Source organism: Inquilinus sp. 2KB_23 (assembly GCF_052115705.1).
Classification (GTDB): domain Bacteria; phylum Pseudomonadota; class Alphaproteobacteria; order DSM-16000; family Inquilinaceae; genus Inquilinus; species Inquilinus ginsengisoli_A.
Window position 1 is genome coordinate 184,145 of the sequence record NZ_JBFRHF010000013.1, and the last position, 14,703, is coordinate 198,847.

Consider the following 14,703-nt stretch of genomic DNA (forward strand, 5'->3'; position numbering starts at 1 on the left):
CGATCGATGTCTTTCCGATTACGGTCGTAATTCACGCCGGCCCGGCGGCCGTCGGCGCCAGCACCCGGGTGACCAGCCAGCGATCCTTGCCCAGGCGGCGCACCCGCTCGAAGCCCTGGCGTTCGAACAGCGACAGCGTCGCATTGTGCAGGAAGGACGACGAGACCGACCGGCCCGCCGCATCCTCCGGATAGCTTTCGACCGTGCCGCCGCCGAGGTGGGCGATCTCCCGCAGCGCGCCCTCCAGCGCCGCAGCCGCGACCCCCCGGCCGCGATGGGTTTTGGCGACGAAGAAGCAGGTGATCCGCCAGTCCGGCAGGGCGGTGAAGCCTTCGCGATAGGCCTTCTTGTGCTTGATGTTGGTCAGCTCCTCGGGCGACCCGAACTGGCACCAGCCGACGCAGGCCGGGCCGTCGAACACCAGGGCGGCGTGGGCCTGGCCGTCCCGCACCCGGCGCTGCTTCATCTCCCGCCGCTCCGCGACGCTCTCCGCCCGCCTGGCGCCCTCCGGGTGGAAGTTCAGGCACCAGCAGCCGCCCCACACGCCGTTGTGCCGTTCGACCAGGTCGGCGAAGGCCGGCCAGGTGCTCTCGTCCAGAGGTTTCACGCAAAAGCCTGCCAAGACCGCCCCCTCGGTTGCCATTCGGTGAACACGCCGGGTCACACAATGTGCACTATCTTTAATTCGCGATCCTAGTTCATGATATGTTCCATGGACAAGCCGCAGACCGCCCGGACGCAGGAGGCCGCTCCCCAGGAGGATCGGGCGGCGCGGCATCTGCGGCTGCTGGCCCGTGCGGCCGAGATCCAGATGGAGGTGATGGAGGCGACCCGCGACGAGGCGGTGCAAAAGCCTCAGTCCGGCATCGACTATTGCCAGCGCATCGCCGTCGCCACCCGCTCGCTGCGGCTGACCCTGCTGCTGGAGGAGGAGATGGCCCGGCCGCCGGAGGAGCGTGCGGCGGCACTGGCGAAGGCCAGGCCTGCGGCATCGCCAATGGCCAACTGGCACGAGAAGAACGCGACGTTGGGTGTCGCCTCAGTGGCTGTCGAGGCGGCTGTCGAAAGGACCGAGAGCGAGGCGGCCAGCTGCCTCCGCGCCGAGACCGTCGAGCGGCCGGAACGGCACGAGCGGCTGGAGCGTCCGGAGGTGGTGGAGCGGGTCGAGCGCTGCCCGATGCCGAAAGCCCGGCCGACCGTGGTGCCGCGGTGGGCGTGGCACCACGAGCGGGTGAAGCTGGCCGTCGTCTCGGCGGCCGATGACGGCAGCGGGAGCGAGGAGAGCGACCGCCTCCATGCCAGGGCCTGCCAGCGGCTGGAGCAGCCGGAGGTGGCGGAGATGATCGAGCGCAGCCCGGCGCCGGAGGCGGTGGCCCGGCTGTGCCGGGAGCTTGGCCTGCCGCCGGAAGCCGATCGCTGGCTCGAGCTGGCGGATGAGATGTTGGAGGAGGAAGGCTTCATCCCCGAACCGGAGGCGCCCCCCGCCACCCCCGCCCGCCAGGCCGAGGCGCCGGATACGGGGTAGGGGCGTCGCCTCTCCCGCCCCCTCCCTCGTCATTGCGAGGAGGCGAAGCCGACGAAGCAATCCATGGTCCCGCATGAACGGCCCGATGGATTGCTTCGCTGCGCTCGCAATGACGGGAAGGGGGACGGCGGGAGACGCAACGCGAAGGCTGGCGCCGAGAAGCTGCCCAGCTTCCTGTCTCAACCCCCCATCACCGGCGCGCCGATCAGCCGATAGAATTCATCCGCCCGCGGTGGACCCTCCGGCCAGGCGGGGACCGCCGGCTCGAGCTTCAGCCACGGCTGCTTGCGGCTCGTCCACATATGGGCGGCCAGGGTCAGGCGATGGCTGTTGTCGAAGCTGCCGGCGCGGATCACAACCCGGCCGGGGCGCGAACTGTTGGTGTTCCAGACCCGGGTGAAGCAGATGGGGCAGGCCATCTGGTGCGAGATCCGCAGGCCGTCGGCGCTGGGCAGGTCGAACTGGCCGACCGGGCCGGTGCCTTCAAACCGATCCTGCGCCACGATGGCCTGCTGGCTGAAGGCGCTGCCGCTCCAGGTCTGGCAGTCCAGGCAGTGGCAGGCATAGGTCAGGGGCAGGCGGTCGGCGTCGAGCCGCCACCGCACGGCGCCGCAGCGGCACCCTCCTTCGATCACATCTTCCTCCCCGAGCGTCATCCGCGCGGCGGCGAGAATGCGGGATCGGGACGGGGATGGGAATGCGTCCCGGCGGCAAGGCCTGTCTCGCCGCTATGCCGACCGCGAAGCGAAGCGGCGTTTCGCAGCCTCGGATGTCGGCATGTAGAGAGAGACGGCGTTGCCCTCCGGGTCTCGGAACTGAAACGTCGTATTGCCCCACGGCATGGTCTTCAGGTCATGCACAAGGGTGACATTGTCCTTCAGGCGAGAATATTCGGACTGGATGTCCTCGACCTGCAATTCGATGAAAAGGCTGCGATTGGCTGCCGGTGCGGCGCTGCCTTCCTTCCACAGCGCGACGGTCTCGACGGCCCCGATGGCCAAGGTGGCGCCGGGCATCACGATCTCGGCAAAAACCGGCGCAAGCCATTGCGCTTTGAGCCCCGTGACCATCTCGTAGAAGGCAACCATCGAGCCGATGTCGGCGGCAATGATCCTGACCGATGCGAATTTCATGGGAGACCCTTGTTTCAGCGACCTCGCCGGCCGCCGGGATCTTGTCGCACAGCCCTGTTGCCACCATCATGGCAGCAGGAGTCAGCATGGTGCGTCGAGCCGATCGCCTCTTTCAGATTGTCCAGATCCTGCGTCGGACGAGGTCGCCGATCACCGCGGCGGCGATTGCGGAAGAGCTCGAGGTTTCGAAGCGTACCGTCTACCGCGATATCGGCGACCTGATCGGCCAGAGGGTTCCGATTTCCGGTGAGGCCGGGTTCGGCTACCGGTTGGATCCGGATTTCGACATGCCGCCGCTCATGCTGACGCCCGACGAGATCGAGGCCGTCATGTTGGGCGCGCAATGGGTTGCCGGACATTCCGATGCTCTCATCGCAAATGCGGCGCGGGATGTCGTCGCGAAGATCGCCTCCGTCATTCCAGAGACTTTGCGGCCCTTCATCGTCGAGCCGAGCATGGGCGTCAGGCCGGTGTTGCCCCCGCCGGCCGAAACCATCGACATCGCCGATCTCCGACGGGCGATCCGTGCAGGCCGCAAGCTCGAGCTGCAATACCGGACCGAGGCCGGGGAGATCACCGACCGGACGGTATGGCCGGTGATCCTCGGCTATGCCGAGACCAACCGCCTGCTCGTGGCCTGGTGCGAGCTCAGGCAGGATTTCCGGCATTTCCGCACCGACCGCATGCTCGCGGCCAGCGTATCCGATATCCCCATTGGCCTGCGCGCCGGTGAACTGCGCCGCCGGTGGCAGACATGGCGGGAGGAGCAACTGCCGAACAGGCATGGGCGGTGACGAAGGGTCGTCAACCCGCCGCCCCGCCCTCACGCCGCCGCGATGCGCCGGCCCTTCAGCTCGAAGCCGCCGCCGTCCAGGCGGTGCAGCGACGGGGCCGCGGCCAGCAGCTCGCGGGTGTAGTCGTGCTGCGGGTGGTCGAACACCGTGTCGCGCGGCCCGGTCTCGACGATCTTGCCCGACTGCATCACCGCCACCCGGTCGGCCACCTGCTCGACCGCGCCGAGGTCGTGCGACACGAACAGGCAGGCGAAGCCGTAGCGCTCCTGCAGCGACCGGAACAGCTCCAGGATCTGCTTCTGCACCGTCATGTCCAGCGCCGAGACCGGCTCGTCGGCGATCACCAGCGCCGGGCGGCGGATGATCGCCCGGGCGATCGCCACGCGCTGGCGCTGGCCGCCCGACAGCTGGTGCGCGTAGCGGCCGGCATGCTCCGGCGACAGCCCGCAATCGGCCAGGGTCTCGGCCAGCCGGTCGGCCTTCTGCCTCGCGCTCATCTCCGGCGCCAGCCGCAGCGGCTCGGCCACGATGGCGCCGATCTTCATCCGCGGGTCGAGCGAGGAGTAGGGGTCCTGGAAGATCATCTGGCAGTTCAGCCGGTGGTCCCGCGCCCCGGGGCCGCGCCCGCCATGCACCTCCTGGCCGCGGAACAGGATGCGGCCGCCGGAGGGCTGCTTCAGCCCGATGATGGCGCGGCCCAGCGTGGTCTTGCCGCTGCCGCTGCCGCCGACCAGCGCCAGGGTCTCGCCGGGATGGATCGCCAGGCTGACCCCGTCCACCGCCCGCTTCGCCGCGCTGCGCGAGAACAGGCGCTGTCGCCCGGCATGGTCGATGGTGACGTTCTCCACCGCCAGCAGCGGCACCGTCCGGTCCACCGGCGGGCGGGCCGCGCCGCGCTTGGGCAGGGCGTCGAGCAGCCGGCGGGTGTAGTCGTCGCGCGGGTGCAGCAGCACCTGCTCGGTCGGGCCGCCATCGACCGCGCGGCCGCGCTGCAGCACCACGACATGGCGGGCGTAGCGGGCGACCATCGCCAGGTCGTGGCTGATCATCAGCACCGCGGTGCCGTTCTCGCGCGTCAGCTCGACCATCAGGTCCAGCACCTCGCGCTGCACCAGCGTGTCCAGCGCGGTGGTCGGCTCGTCGGCGATCAAGAGCGCCGGCTTGGTCAGCATCACCGAGGCCAGCATGATGCGCTGGCGCATGCCGCCGGAGAACTCATGGGGATAGGCGGCCAGGCAGCGTTCGGGGTCGGCGATCTGGATCCGCTCCAGCATCGCCAGGCTGCGGCGGCGGATCTCGGCATCGTCCAGGCGCAGATGCAGCTTCAGCGCCTCGGCCATCTGCCGGCCGATCGGCATCGCCGGGTTCAGCGACACCATCGGCTCCTGGAACACCATGCCGATGCGGGCGCCGCGGATGCGGCGCAGGCCCTTGGGCGGCAGCGCCGCCAGGTCCTGGCCGTCGAAGCGGATGTGGCCTCCGACCCGCCGCATCGGCGGCGGCAGCAGGTCCAGCACGGCACGGGCCGCCATGGTCTTGCCGCTGCCGGATTCGCCGACCAGCGCCAGCATCTCGCCGGCCGGCAGGGCGAAGCTGAGGTCGTCGACCACCAGCGGGCCGCCGTCGCCGGCCTGGATGGTCAGGTGCTCTACCGAGAGCAGGGGGCTCATCGCAGCATCCTCGGGTCGAGACGGTCGCGGATGGCGTCGCCGAACAGGTTGATGCCCAGCAGCGTCACCGAGATGCACAGGCCGGGGAAGATGCCCAGCCACGGCGCGGTGGCGATGTACGGCCGGGCGGCGGCCAGCATGTTGCCCCAGGTGGCGGCCGGCGGCGGCACGCCGAGGCCCAGGAAGCTCAGCGCGCTCTCCGACAGCAGCACCCAGCCGAACATGCTGGTGGCCAGCACGGTCAGCGGCGCGATGCAGTTGGGCAGCACGTGCCGGGCCATGGTGAACAGCTCGGAATTGCCCATCACCTGCGACGCCTCGACGTACTCTCTGCCGCGGATCGACAGCACCGTGCCGCGCACCACCCGCACCACCGAGGGCATGTACGCAAGCCCCAGGGCCAGGATGATGCCGTACTTGTTCGCGCCCAGGATGGTCATGATGCCCAGCGCCAGCAGGATGCCGGGGAAGGCCAGCAGCGCGTCGTTGAACATCATGATGACCCGGTCGGCCCAGCCGCGGAGATACCCGGTCAGCACCCCGACCAGGGTGCCGCCGGTGACCGCGGTGGTGACGGTCAGGAGGCTGATCCAGCTGCTGGTGGCGGCGCCGCTCATCGCCCGGCTCAGCACGTCGCGGCCGAACTCGTCGGTGCCCAGCCAATGCGCCGCCGTGGGCGGCTTGAAGCGCTGCAGGATGTCGATCTTCAGCGGGTCGTACGGCGTCCACACCGCGCCGAGCAGGGCGACGGTGATCAGGGTGCCGATGATCAGCCCGCCGATCGTCGCATTGGCGCGCAGCCGGCGCCGCCGGGCGATGGCGGCCGGGGCGGGGGTCTCAGCCTGTGCCGTCATGCCGTCACCCGCGGGTCGAACAGGGGGTAGAGGAGGTCGACGAACAGGTTCACCAGGACATAGATGCCGGCCACGAACAGCAGGCAGCCCTGCACCACCGGATAGTCGCGGGCGTAGATCGAATCGACCAGCAGCCGCCCGAGGCCGGGGATGGTGAACACGGTCTCGACCACGGCGATGCCGCCCAGGAGGTTGCCCAGGATCAGGCCGATCAGGGTCCAGGTCGGGGCGAAGGCGTTGCGGAAGGCGTGGCGCCACAGCACAGCACTTTCCGACAGGCCCTTGGCCCGGGCGTGGGTGATGTATTCCAGCCGCATCACCTCGATGGTGCTGGCCCGGGCCATGCGGACAACGACGCCGGTCTCGATCAGCACCAGCGTCGCCACCGGCATGATCATGTACAGGAGCGCCGCGCCGGCATCCTCGCCGAACGGGGTGTACCCGATCACCGGCAGCCACTGCAGCTTCAGCCCGAACAGCAGCAGCATCAGCAGGCCCAGCCAGAAGCTGGGGATCGACAGCAGGAAGGTGGCGCTGGCGACGACCGCGAGGTCGAGCGCGCTGTCCTGCCGCCAGGCCGCGATCATGCCGGCCGGCACCGCCACCAGGCTGGCCAGCCCGACCGCCACCAGCACGATGGTGGCGCTGACCGCGAAGCGGTCCAGAATCAGCGGCAGCACGGCCTGGCCGGTGCTGATGGAGTGGCCGAAATCGCCCGACAGCGCCTGGCCCAGCCAGTACACGAACTGCAGCGGGATCGGCTGGTCGAGCCCCAGCGAGCGCCGGAGGTCGGCGACGCTGGAGGGGTCGGCCATGTCGCCCAGCATCAGCGTCACCGGGTCGCCCGGGATCAGGCGGATCATCCCGAACACGATGACGGCCACGATCAGCAGGGTGGGCACCGCCATGCCCAGGCGTTGGAGCAGGAAGCGAACCATCGGCGAGCCTTTCCCGACCGCAGGATCAGTTCTTGATCGTCACGTTCCACAGCCGCGGCTTCGACGCGGTCCAGGGCGAATAGCCCTCGATCCGGTCGGAGATCGCGGCGATCTCCGCGCCATTGTAGGTCACGATCAGCGGCACGTCCGCGATCTGCATCGCGTGCAGCTTGTCGAAGATGTCCTGGCGCTGCTTCGGGTCGCCGGTCACCATCGCCTCCTGGATCAGCTTCAGCGCCTCCGGGTTCTCCCACACCTTGCGCGGCTGGGTGTCCTTCGGGCCCGACACCATCTCGTAGCTCAGCGCCGGGTCCATCCGGGCGGAATAGCTGAACGACATGGTCTGGTATTGGCCGCTGGTGTAGCGGTCCAGCTGCGCGCCCCAGTCCAGCACCTCCAGCTCGATGTTGATGCCGGCCTGCTGCGCCAGCGCCTGGGCCAGGATGGCGGTGTCGTAGACGCTCTTGTACTTGCGGTTGACCAGCATCTTGATCGGCTGGCCGGTGTAGCCGGCCTGGGCCAGCAGCGCCTTCGCCTCGTCGACATTGGCGGTGTAGCCCTGGCGCTCGGCGTCGGTGTAGTAGGGGCTGGCCGACGGCACCACCGAGGCGTTGGGCGGCGAGGTGCCCTGGGTCACCGCCTCGGTGATCTGCTTGGTGTCGATCGCCAGCGCCAGCGCCTTGCGGATGCGGACATCCTTCAGCAGCGGGTCGCGCGTCTGCAGCAGGATCGCGCTCATCGACAGGGTCTGCGCCAGCTGGGTGCGCACGCCCTTCTGGCCGTCGAGCTCCAGCTTGTCGGCGATGTCGACATCCGGCACCAGGTCGATGTCGCCGGACAGGAGGGCGGTCTTGGCCGCCGCGGGGTCGCCGATGATGTTGAAGCGCACGGTCTCAGCCACCGCCTGCTTGCCGCCGGTGTAGCCGTCGCGGTCGCCGCCGCGCGAGGCGTAGTCGGCGAAGCGCTTGAGCTGGACGTACTGTCCCGGCTCCCACTTCTCCAAGAGGTACGGGCCGGTGCCGATCGGCGCCTTCCAGCTGCCGTCGGCCGCCAGCGAATCCGGATGGATGATCGCGCCCTCGGCGCAGTCGGTCCGGGCCATGGTGGTCAGGAACAGCGCGCTGGGGGCGTTGAGGTGAAACACCACGGTCTTCGGGTCGGGCGCGTCGATCGCCTCGATCTTGATCCGGCCGCGGCCGTCGAATTCCGGCAGGCAGCGCCATTCGGTCTTGGGGTCGAGCCAGCGCTTCCAGCTCCACACCACCTCGGCCGAGGTCATCGGCGCGCCGTTGTGGAACTTGACGCCGTCGCGCAGCGTGAAGGTGTAGGTCTTGCCGTCATCGGAGACGGCGATCTTGTCGGCCAGCATCGGCCCGACCGAGGCGTCCTCGCGATAGGCCACCAGGCCTTCCACCACATGCAGGATCACCGCATCGGTGTTGTCGTCGCGCTTGGTGCCGGGGTCGGTGCTGCGCAGGTCGCCGTTCAGCGCCACGCGGATGGTGTCGGACGGCGCCGCCGCCAGGGCTGGAACGGCCAGCCCAAGCGCCGCCGCGAACGCAAGAACGGAAAGTCTGGTCATGGAAGCCCCCTGTGTGAGGCGATGCAGGAAGCCGGACCGCGTTCAGGCCGCGTTTTTGGTCCGGCTGGAGAGGTCGAGCGAATAGGTGGTGAAGGTGCGGTTCAGCGCTGGCAGCGGCGCCACCTCCATGATGCCCTCGGCCGGCCGCATGATCACCATGGCGACGGTGGCCGACAGGTTGCCGTGCTGCGACGGGCGCGGCGGCCGGCACACGGCATAGGGGGTGCCGAAATCGTCGAAGAAGGCGGCCTTCATGTCCTCGGCGGTCAGCTTGCCGTGCCTGGCTTTCAGGATCTGCTTGACCCGCCAGTCGCGGTAGAAGCTCTCGGGCGTGCTCGGGGTGCCGGCCTCGCGCAGCTTGCCCAGCGCCACCGGGCTCATCCAGTGGTTGGCGTGGACCAGCAGGCCGTCCTCGGGATACAGCGGGAAGGTCTCGTCCGGCGCGCATTCGAAGTTGATGGCGAAGCCGCCGGCGTTGCTCAGGATCATGTTGTTCGACGCCGATTTCGGCGTAATCGCGATGGTTCGCAGCGACAGCGCGAAATGCTCCAGCTCCAGCGCCTTGCGCCGGATCAGCGGCAGCGGGATGCCGACCCCCAGCTTGTAGTCGCGGTCGGATTCCAGGTAGTTGGCGGTGATCGCGGTGCCGACCGAGTTCATGCCGTTGCGGGCCAGGCCGCCGGCCTCGGTGAAGGTCAGCACGTCGGGGCCGTCCTCGCGCCGCACCCGCAGCACGATCGCGGTGTCCGCGCATTCCGCCCGCCAGTCCCAGTTCTGGCCGTGGATGACGCTGCCGTCGGCGCTGGCCGGGCCCATGATCACGGCCCCGGTGCAGCCGTCCGGGTCGTCCTCGACCACGCCCTTGCGGCGATGGGCCAGCTGCATCACCTCGGTGCGGCAGTTGATCAGGGCCACCGCCTCGAAATCGACAGTGGCGCCCTCGGCGATGCCGCGCATCTCCTCGACCAGCTCGGGCGCGAATTCCTCCATCTTGGGCAGGAAATCGGTGACGAAGCCGCGGATCTCCGGCCAGTCATAGCCCAGGTCGCGCAGCTGCCGGGCATAGACCTCGACGCTCTTGCGGGTGCGGTCGGCGGCCGCCGCGCCATACTGCCGGCCGCGTTCGCGCGGCGTGCCGTGGACGTCGACGAAGGGAAAGGGCGTCGTCATGATCAGGGATCCGTTGTCTCCGGAGCTTCACACGCTATTGCATTTCAGTTTCATGAAGAACAGATTTTTTGCAGGCGATGCAAAGTTGAAAGATTTTTGCGTGCTCGGCGCACGCCCTTTCCCCGCGCTGCGCGATCGCTATCATGAAGAGGGACGTCAGGGTGGAGCACAGCGTGGCAGCAGCGGCAGAAGCGGCGGAGCGGGCGAGCCCGCTGCAATTGGAACTGGCGCGGCAGATCGTTGAGCGCATGCGCGACGAGGCCTGGGTGCCGGGCATGCGGATTTCGGAGCAGGCGCTGGCCCGGACGCTGGGCGTGTCGCGCTCGCCGATCCGCGGCGCGCTCGACCTGCTGGTGGCCCAGGCGGTGCTGGAGGCCGGGGCCGGCCGGGGCTTCGTGGTGCTGCGGCTGCCCGGCGACGCCGAGATGTCGCGGCTGATCCCACGGTCGGAGGGCGAGGCGGTCTACACCGCGATCATGACCGACCGGGCCAATGGCCGCCTGCCGCAGGAGGTTTCGGAGGCCGAGCTGATCCCGCGCTACGGCGTCTCGCGCGGCGTGGTGCGCAAGGTGCTGATGCGCTTCGCCGCCGAAGGGCTGGTGCAGCGCCAGCGCGGCCATGGCTGGCGCTTCGTCGATTCGCTGGAGACCGACGAGGCGGTGGCCGAGAGCTACCAGTTCCGCATGGTGGTGGAATGCGCAGCCCTGCGGCAGCCGGGCTTCCGGCTCGACCGCGACCGGCTTCAGCAGCTGCGCCGGGCGCATGAGGACATCCTGGCGCGGGCGGCCGGCGGGGTCGGCACCGAGGAGTGGTTCCGGGTCAACACCGCCTTCCACGAGATGCTGGCCGCCTGCTCCGGCAACCGCTTCTTCCTGCAGGCGGTGCGGCAGCAGAACAGCCTGCGCCGGATGCAGGAATACGCCGATTTCGTGCAGCTGCCGCAGGGCCGGGTCGAGCAGTCCTGCCGCGAGCACCTGGCGATCCTGGCCGCGCTCGACGCCGGCGACACCGAATGGGCGGCGGCGCTGCTGCACCGCCACCTGGCGCTGGCGGCGGGCACCTATGCCGGCGATGCGATGGACGGCAAGACCAGGCCGGAGCTGAGCGCATGACGGAGGAGGGGGCCTACCGCATCCGCGCCGGGCGGCCGGACGAGGTCGAGGCCGTGCGTGCCATCGAGATGGCGGCAGGAATGCTGTTCCGCAGCGTCGGCCTGCCCGAGATCGCGGCCTCCGCCCCGTCGGAGGTGGGGGAGGTGCTGCTGCGGGCGCGCGCCGGCCGGTTGCTGGTCACCGTCGATGCGGCGGACCGGCCGGTGGCCTTCGCCATGTTCGGGGAGGTCGACGGCACCCTGCACATCGAGGAGCTGGACGTCGATCCCGACCATGGCCGCCGCGGCCTGGGCGCGGCGCTGATCGCGCGGATCGACGCCATTGCCCGCGACCGTGGCCTGCCAGCGCTGACGCTGTCGACCTTCCGCGACGTGCCGTGGAACGCGCCCTACTACGCCAGGCTCGGCTTCGTCCCGATCCCGGACGGGGATCTCGGCCCCGGCCTGGCTGCGATCCGCCACATGATCGCCACCAAGGGCGTCGACGTTGCGCCGCGCCTGTTCATGCGGCGGCCGGTGGCGGATGGGATCGAGGCAAAATGACTGCTGCTCCCGACCACGCCATCCGCAAGCGCCGCGACGCCTTCAATCGCGCCCTGGCCAAGGCGGACCTCGACGCCATCGGCCCTTTCCTTGCTCAGAACGCCATCCTCATCACCGGCACGGACAGCGCAGTCATCTCCGGCCGCAAGGCCCAACTCGTGGCATGGGAGCGCGAATTCACCGCGCCCTTGCGCACGATCTACACCCGTACCCCTGAGACCATTCTCGTCTCGCCCATCGAACCCATCGCCCTGGAGCACGGTCGCTGGCAAGGCGTCACCGCCACCGGCCTGCCTCTCGCATCCGGCAGCTACACCGCCAAATGGCGCAAGTCCGGCGCGGATTGGGTGATCGAGGCCGAAATCTATCTCACACTCGCCTGACGGCCTGCGCACGAACCAGAGGCAGCGCGCTATCGTCTCGGCAGTCTCGCAAGGAAATCCGGCCATGGCGCCGGCGTTCCGACGGCGGACGTCGCTGCAGACATCCCGATTGCAGTGGAACACAATCTGCGTGCGGCCTTGGTCCGAATATAGCGTTCGAGCGCGCCCCACCTATTCCTAGGTATCGCCCGTACTACTCGCGCGTCCGATTAGCAGGGCGGGCTCGTTCCGCTATGGTTTCACGGCACAGCGGTTCTTCCCCCCAGACCCCGCTGATGTTCGCAGCCCGCCACTGTTCCAGCCCCCGCGGACAGTGGCGGGTCCTTCCTTCCCCGGCAACGACGTCGCAATTCACGGTTGCGGCGATCCGATTGCCGTTCTCGCCGAGTAGACGCCGATGGATCGTGAGACCGTGCGGAAGACCGCCTTCGCCATGCCGCTGACCAGCCCGGCCTTCCCGCCCGGGCCGTACCGCTTCGTCGACCGCCAGTACTTCATCATCCGCTACCGCACCGACCCCGAGGCGCTGCGCCGGGTGGTGCCGGAGCCGCTGGAGATCGTCGAGCCGGTGGTGAACTACGAGTTCATCCGCATGCCGGATTCGACCGGCTTCGGCGACTACACCGAAAGCGGCCAGGTCATCCCGGTGCGCTACCAGGGCCAGCTCGGCGGCTACACCCACCAGATGTTCCTGAACGACCACCCCCCGATCGCCGGCGGCCGCGAGCTGTGGGGCTTCCCCAAGAAGCTGGCGCAGCCGACCCTGGCGGTGGAGACCGACACGCTGGTCGGCACCCTGAACTACGGGTCGATCCGCATCGCCACCGGCACCATGGGCTACAAGCACCGCACCCTGGACCTCGCGGCGGAGACCAAGGGCCTGGGCGCGCCCAACTTCCTGCTCAAGATCATCCCGCATGTCGACGGCACCGCGCGGGTCTGCGAGCTGGTGAAATACTATCTCGAGGACATCACCGTGAAGGGCGCCTGGACCGGCCCCGGCGCCCTCGATCTGTACCCGCACGCGCTGGCGCCGATCGCCGAGCTGCCGGTGCTGGAGGTACTGTCGGCCAAGCACCTGGTCGCCGATTTGACCCTCGGCCTCGGCACCGTGGTGCACGACTACCTGGCCTGAGCCGCGACGGAATTCCTCTGCAACCACCGGGCATGAAGCCGATCGACCTGGGTCGAGCGGCCTTCGGGAGAGCATTGAATGCGAGGCGTCAACCGCAAGTTGGTCCACAGGGCGCCCGGGCGGGTCGAACCACCGGCATATGACGTGGTGGCGCTGGTGCTGCAGGGCGGCGGGGCGCTGGGCGCCTACCAGGCCGGGGTCTATGAGGGGCTGCACGAGGCCGGCATCCGCCCGACCTGGCTGGCCGGCATCTCGATCGGCGCACTGAACACCGCCGTCATCGCCGGGTCGCCCGAATCCCAGCGTGTCGACCGGCTGCGTGAGCTGTGGGAAACCATCTGCGCCACCCCGGTGAAATGGCCCGAGACCAGTGGGTTGGCCGAGGCGGCGCTGCCCTTCACCATGGATCTCCGCCCGGCGCACAACGCCGCCGCGGCGATGCGGGCGCTGTTCCAGGGCCAGCCCGGCTTCTTCAAACCGCGCTTCCCGCCGCCCTACCTCTCGCCCTTCGCCGGCGACGCCGCCACCAGCTTCTATGACACCGCGCCGCTGCGCGACACGCTGGAGCGGCTGATCGATTTCGACCGGCTGAACTCCGGCGAGATGCGGGTCAGCGTCGGCGCGGTCAATGTCCGCAGCGGCAACTTCACCTATTTCGACACGACTGAGCGGCGGCTGGGGCCGGAGCATTTCATGGCGTCGGGCGCCCTGCCGCCCGGCTTCCCCGCTATCGAGATCGACGGCGAGCACTATTGGGACGGCGGCGTGGTCTCCAACACCCCCCTGTCCTATGTGCTGTCGACCGAGCCGCGGCGCGACACCCTGACCTTCCAGGTCGACCTGTGGTCGGCCAAGGGCCGGCTGCCCGACGACCTGATGGAGGTGTCGAGCCGGCAGAAGGACATCCAGTATTCCAGCCGCACCCGCGCCATCACCACCTACATGATGCAGATGCAGAAGATGCGCCAGGCGCTGCAGCGGGTGATGGAGAAGCTGCCGGAGGAGGCGAAGCAGGACCCGGAGATCAAGGCCATCGCCGACCTTGCCTGCCATCGCGCCTACAACATCGTCCACCTGATCTACCAGTCGAAGATGTACGAAGGCCATTCCAAGGACTACGAGTTCGGGCTGGACGCGATGCGCGAGCATTGGCAGAGCGGCCTGGACGACATCCGCCGCACCCTGGCCGACCCGCGCCGCCTGGACCGCCCGGCACCCGAGGTCGGCGTCGTCACCCACGACGTCCATCGTGGCGCGTAGGCCCGCTCGGTCTTCATTCGTCCCCCTCTAGATAAGGAAATCACCCATGTTGAAGGGCAAGGTTGCGATCGTCACCGGATCGACCAGCGGCATCGGCCTGGGCATCGCCAAGGTGCTGTCGGGCCAGGGCGCCGACATCGTGCTGAACGGCTTCGGCGACGCCGGCGAGATCGAGGCGATCCGCGCCGGGATCGAGCGCGAGCATGGCGTGCGCGCAGTCTATGACGGCGCCGACATGTCGAAGGGCGACGCGGTGCGCGGCCTGGTCGCCGCGACGGTCAAGAAGCTCGGCCGGGTCGACATCCTGGTGAACAATGCCGGCATCCAGTTCACCGCCCCGGTCGAGGAGTTCCCGGCCGAGAAGTGGGATGCGATCATCGCCATCAACCTGTCGGCGGCGTTCCACGGCATCGCCGCGGCGATCCCTGAGATGAAGCGGCAGGGCTGGGGCCGGATCATCAACATCGCCTCGGCGCATGGCCTGGTGGCCTCGACCCACAAGGCGGCCTATGTCGCGGCCAAGCACGGGCTGGTCGGGCTGACCAAGGTGGTGGGGCTGGAGAATGCCGGCAACGGCATCACCTGCAACGCGGTCTGCCCCGGCT

At 69.0% G+C, this 14,703-nt stretch carries 16 protein-coding genes; 8 read left to right on the plus strand and 8 right to left on the minus strand.

Annotation, left to right across the window (positions count from 1 at the left end; all coding sequences use genetic code 11):
- Positions 1-31 precede the first annotated feature (31 nt).
- Positions 32-607, minus strand: coding sequence for a GNAT family N-acetyltransferase (locus AB4112_RS18390; RefSeq protein ID WP_441721776.1), 576 nt, complete (start codon positions 605-607; stop codon positions 32-34).
- A gap of 105 nt (positions 608-712) precedes the next feature.
- On the opposite strand from AB4112_RS18390, the gene AB4112_RS18395 reads away from it, so the two are divergent.
- A complete protein-coding gene (locus AB4112_RS18395; RefSeq protein ID WP_441721779.1) occupies positions 713-1,525 on the plus strand; it encodes a hypothetical protein in 813 nt (270 codons plus the stop codon).
- Positions 1,526-1,704: 179 nt separating this feature from the next.
- On the opposite strand, the gene AB4112_RS18400 is transcribed toward AB4112_RS18395, so the two are convergent.
- Together AB4112_RS18400 and AB4112_RS18405 are read right to left on the minus strand one after the other, a co-directional pair.
- Positions 1,705-2,160, minus strand: coding sequence for a GFA family protein (locus AB4112_RS18400; RefSeq protein ID WP_441721782.1), 456 nt, complete (start codon positions 2,158-2,160; stop codon positions 1,705-1,707).
- A gap of 93 nt (positions 2,161-2,253) precedes the next feature.
- Entirely contained in the window at positions 2,254-2,658 is a 405-nt protein-coding gene (locus AB4112_RS18405) for a VOC family protein (protein WP_441721784.1), read from the minus strand.
- Between the two features lie 86 nt (positions 2,659-2,744).
- Between AB4112_RS18405 and AB4112_RS18410 the strand changes: the two genes are divergently transcribed.
- Complete coding sequence (locus AB4112_RS18410; protein WP_441721787.1) at positions 2,745-3,452, plus strand: helix-turn-helix transcriptional regulator; 708 nt, start codon at positions 2,745-2,747, stop codon at positions 3,450-3,452.
- 29 nt (positions 3,453-3,481) lie between these two features.
- On the opposite strand, the gene AB4112_RS18415 is transcribed toward AB4112_RS18410, so the two are convergent.
- The 5 genes from AB4112_RS18415 to AB4112_RS18435 are packed head-to-tail and all read right to left on the minus strand — an operon-like array spanning position 3,482 to position 9,666.
- Positions 3,482-5,122, minus strand: coding sequence for an ABC transporter ATP-binding protein (locus AB4112_RS18415; protein ID WP_441721790.1), 1,641 nt, complete (start codon positions 5,120-5,122; stop codon positions 3,482-3,484).
- A complete protein-coding gene (locus AB4112_RS18420; RefSeq protein ID WP_309794699.1) occupies positions 5,119-5,976 on the minus strand; it encodes an ABC transporter permease in 858 nt (285 codons plus the stop codon). Before AB4112_RS18420 ends, AB4112_RS18415 begins: the two co-directional genes overlap by 4 nt.
- The gene (locus tag AB4112_RS18425; protein ID WP_309794698.1) at positions 5,973-6,914 is read right to left on the minus strand and encodes an ABC transporter permease; all 942 of its coding nucleotides are present in this window, start codon (positions 6,912-6,914) and stop codon (positions 5,973-5,975) included. The genes AB4112_RS18420 and AB4112_RS18425 overlap by 4 nt, the downstream gene beginning before the upstream one ends.
- Positions 6,915-6,939: 25 nt before the next feature.
- Positions 6,940-8,496 carry an ABC transporter substrate-binding protein gene (locus tag AB4112_RS18430; protein WP_441721795.1) on the minus strand — a complete coding sequence of 519 codons (1,557 nt, stop codon included), beginning with the start codon at positions 8,494-8,496 and terminating at the stop codon, positions 6,940-6,942.
- A 42-nt stretch (positions 8,497-8,538) separates the two neighbouring features.
- Positions 8,539-9,666 (minus strand): C45 family autoproteolytic acyltransferase/hydolase, encoded by a 1,128-nt coding sequence (locus AB4112_RS18435; RefSeq protein WP_441721798.1) that lies wholly within the window; start codon positions 9,664-9,666, stop codon positions 8,539-8,541.
- Between the two features lie 143 nt (positions 9,667-9,809).
- On the opposite strand from AB4112_RS18435, the gene AB4112_RS18440 reads away from it, so the two are divergent.
- The 6 genes from AB4112_RS18440 to AB4112_RS18465 all read left to right on the plus strand — a co-directional run.
- Positions 9,810-10,778, plus strand: coding sequence for a GntR family transcriptional regulator (locus AB4112_RS18440; RefSeq protein WP_309794695.1), 969 nt, complete (start codon positions 9,810-9,812; stop codon positions 10,776-10,778).
- Positions 10,775-11,320 (plus strand): GNAT family N-acetyltransferase, encoded by a 546-nt coding sequence (locus AB4112_RS18445; RefSeq protein ID WP_309794694.1) that lies wholly within the window; start codon positions 10,775-10,777, stop codon positions 11,318-11,320. The genes AB4112_RS18440 and AB4112_RS18445 overlap by 4 nt, the downstream gene beginning before the upstream one ends.
- On the plus strand, positions 11,317-11,703 hold the full coding sequence (locus tag AB4112_RS18450; protein ID WP_441721802.1) for a nuclear transport factor 2 family protein: 387 nt from the start codon (positions 11,317-11,319) through the stop codon (positions 11,701-11,703). The genes AB4112_RS18445 and AB4112_RS18450 overlap by 4 nt, the downstream gene beginning before the upstream one ends.
- A 397-nt stretch (positions 11,704-12,100) precedes the next feature.
- Positions 12,101-12,838 (plus strand): acetoacetate decarboxylase, encoded by a 738-nt coding sequence (locus AB4112_RS18455; protein ID WP_441721805.1) that lies wholly within the window; start codon positions 12,101-12,103, stop codon positions 12,836-12,838.
- Between the two features lie 78 nt (positions 12,839-12,916).
- On the plus strand, positions 12,917-14,098 hold the full coding sequence (locus AB4112_RS18460) for a DUF3734 domain-containing protein (protein WP_441721808.1): 1,182 nt from the start codon (positions 12,917-12,919) through the stop codon (positions 14,096-14,098).
- A 46-nt stretch (positions 14,099-14,144) separates the two neighbouring features.
- Positions 14,145-14,703 (plus strand): SDR family NAD(P)-dependent oxidoreductase (locus AB4112_RS18465; RefSeq protein ID WP_441721811.1); only part of this gene is annotated, 559 nt, incomplete at its 3' end.

Bases quoted from the DNA above. Each gene is read 5' to 3' on its own strand.
- AB4112_RS18440 (WP_309794695.1), top strand. From the start codon at position 9,810: ATGAAGAGGGACGTCAGGGTGGAGCACAGCGTGGCAGCAGCGGCAGAA.
- AB4112_RS18405 (WP_441721784.1), bottom strand. From the start codon at position 2,658: ATGAAATTCGCATCGGTCAGGATCATTGCCGCCGACATCGGCTCGATG.
- AB4112_RS18445 (WP_309794694.1), top strand. From the start codon at position 10,775: ATGACGGAGGAGGGGGCCTACCGCATCCGCGCCGGGCGGCCGGACGAG.
- AB4112_RS18455 (WP_441721805.1), top strand. From the start codon at position 12,101: ATGGATCGTGAGACCGTGCGGAAGACCGCCTTCGCCATGCCGCTGACC.
- AB4112_RS18425 (WP_309794698.1), bottom strand. From the start codon at position 6,914: ATGGTTCGCTTCCTGCTCCAACGCCTGGGCATGGCGGTGCCCACCCTG.
- AB4112_RS18420 (WP_309794699.1), bottom strand. From the start codon at position 5,976: ATGACGGCACAGGCTGAGACCCCCGCCCCGGCCGCCATCGCCCGGCGG.
- AB4112_RS18460 (WP_441721808.1), top strand. From the start codon at position 12,917: ATGCGAGGCGTCAACCGCAAGTTGGTCCACAGGGCGCCCGGGCGGGTC.
- AB4112_RS18450 (WP_441721802.1), top strand. From the start codon at position 11,317: ATGACTGCTGCTCCCGACCACGCCATCCGCAAGCGCCGCGACGCCTTC.
- AB4112_RS18410 (WP_441721787.1), top strand. From the start codon at position 2,745: ATGGTGCGTCGAGCCGATCGCCTCTTTCAGATTGTCCAGATCCTGCGT.
- AB4112_RS18430 (WP_441721795.1), bottom strand. From the start codon at position 8,496: ATGACCAGACTTTCCGTTCTTGCGTTCGCGGCGGCGCTTGGGCTGGCC.
- AB4112_RS18395 (WP_441721779.1), top strand. From the start codon at position 713: ATGGACAAGCCGCAGACCGCCCGGACGCAGGAGGCCGCTCCCCAGGAG.
- AB4112_RS18415 (WP_441721790.1), bottom strand. From the start codon at position 5,122: ATGAGCCCCCTGCTCTCGGTAGAGCACCTGACCATCCAGGCCGGCGAC.
- AB4112_RS18435 (WP_441721798.1), bottom strand. From the start codon at position 9,666: ATGACGACGCCCTTTCCCTTCGTCGACGTCCACGGCACGCCGCGCGAA.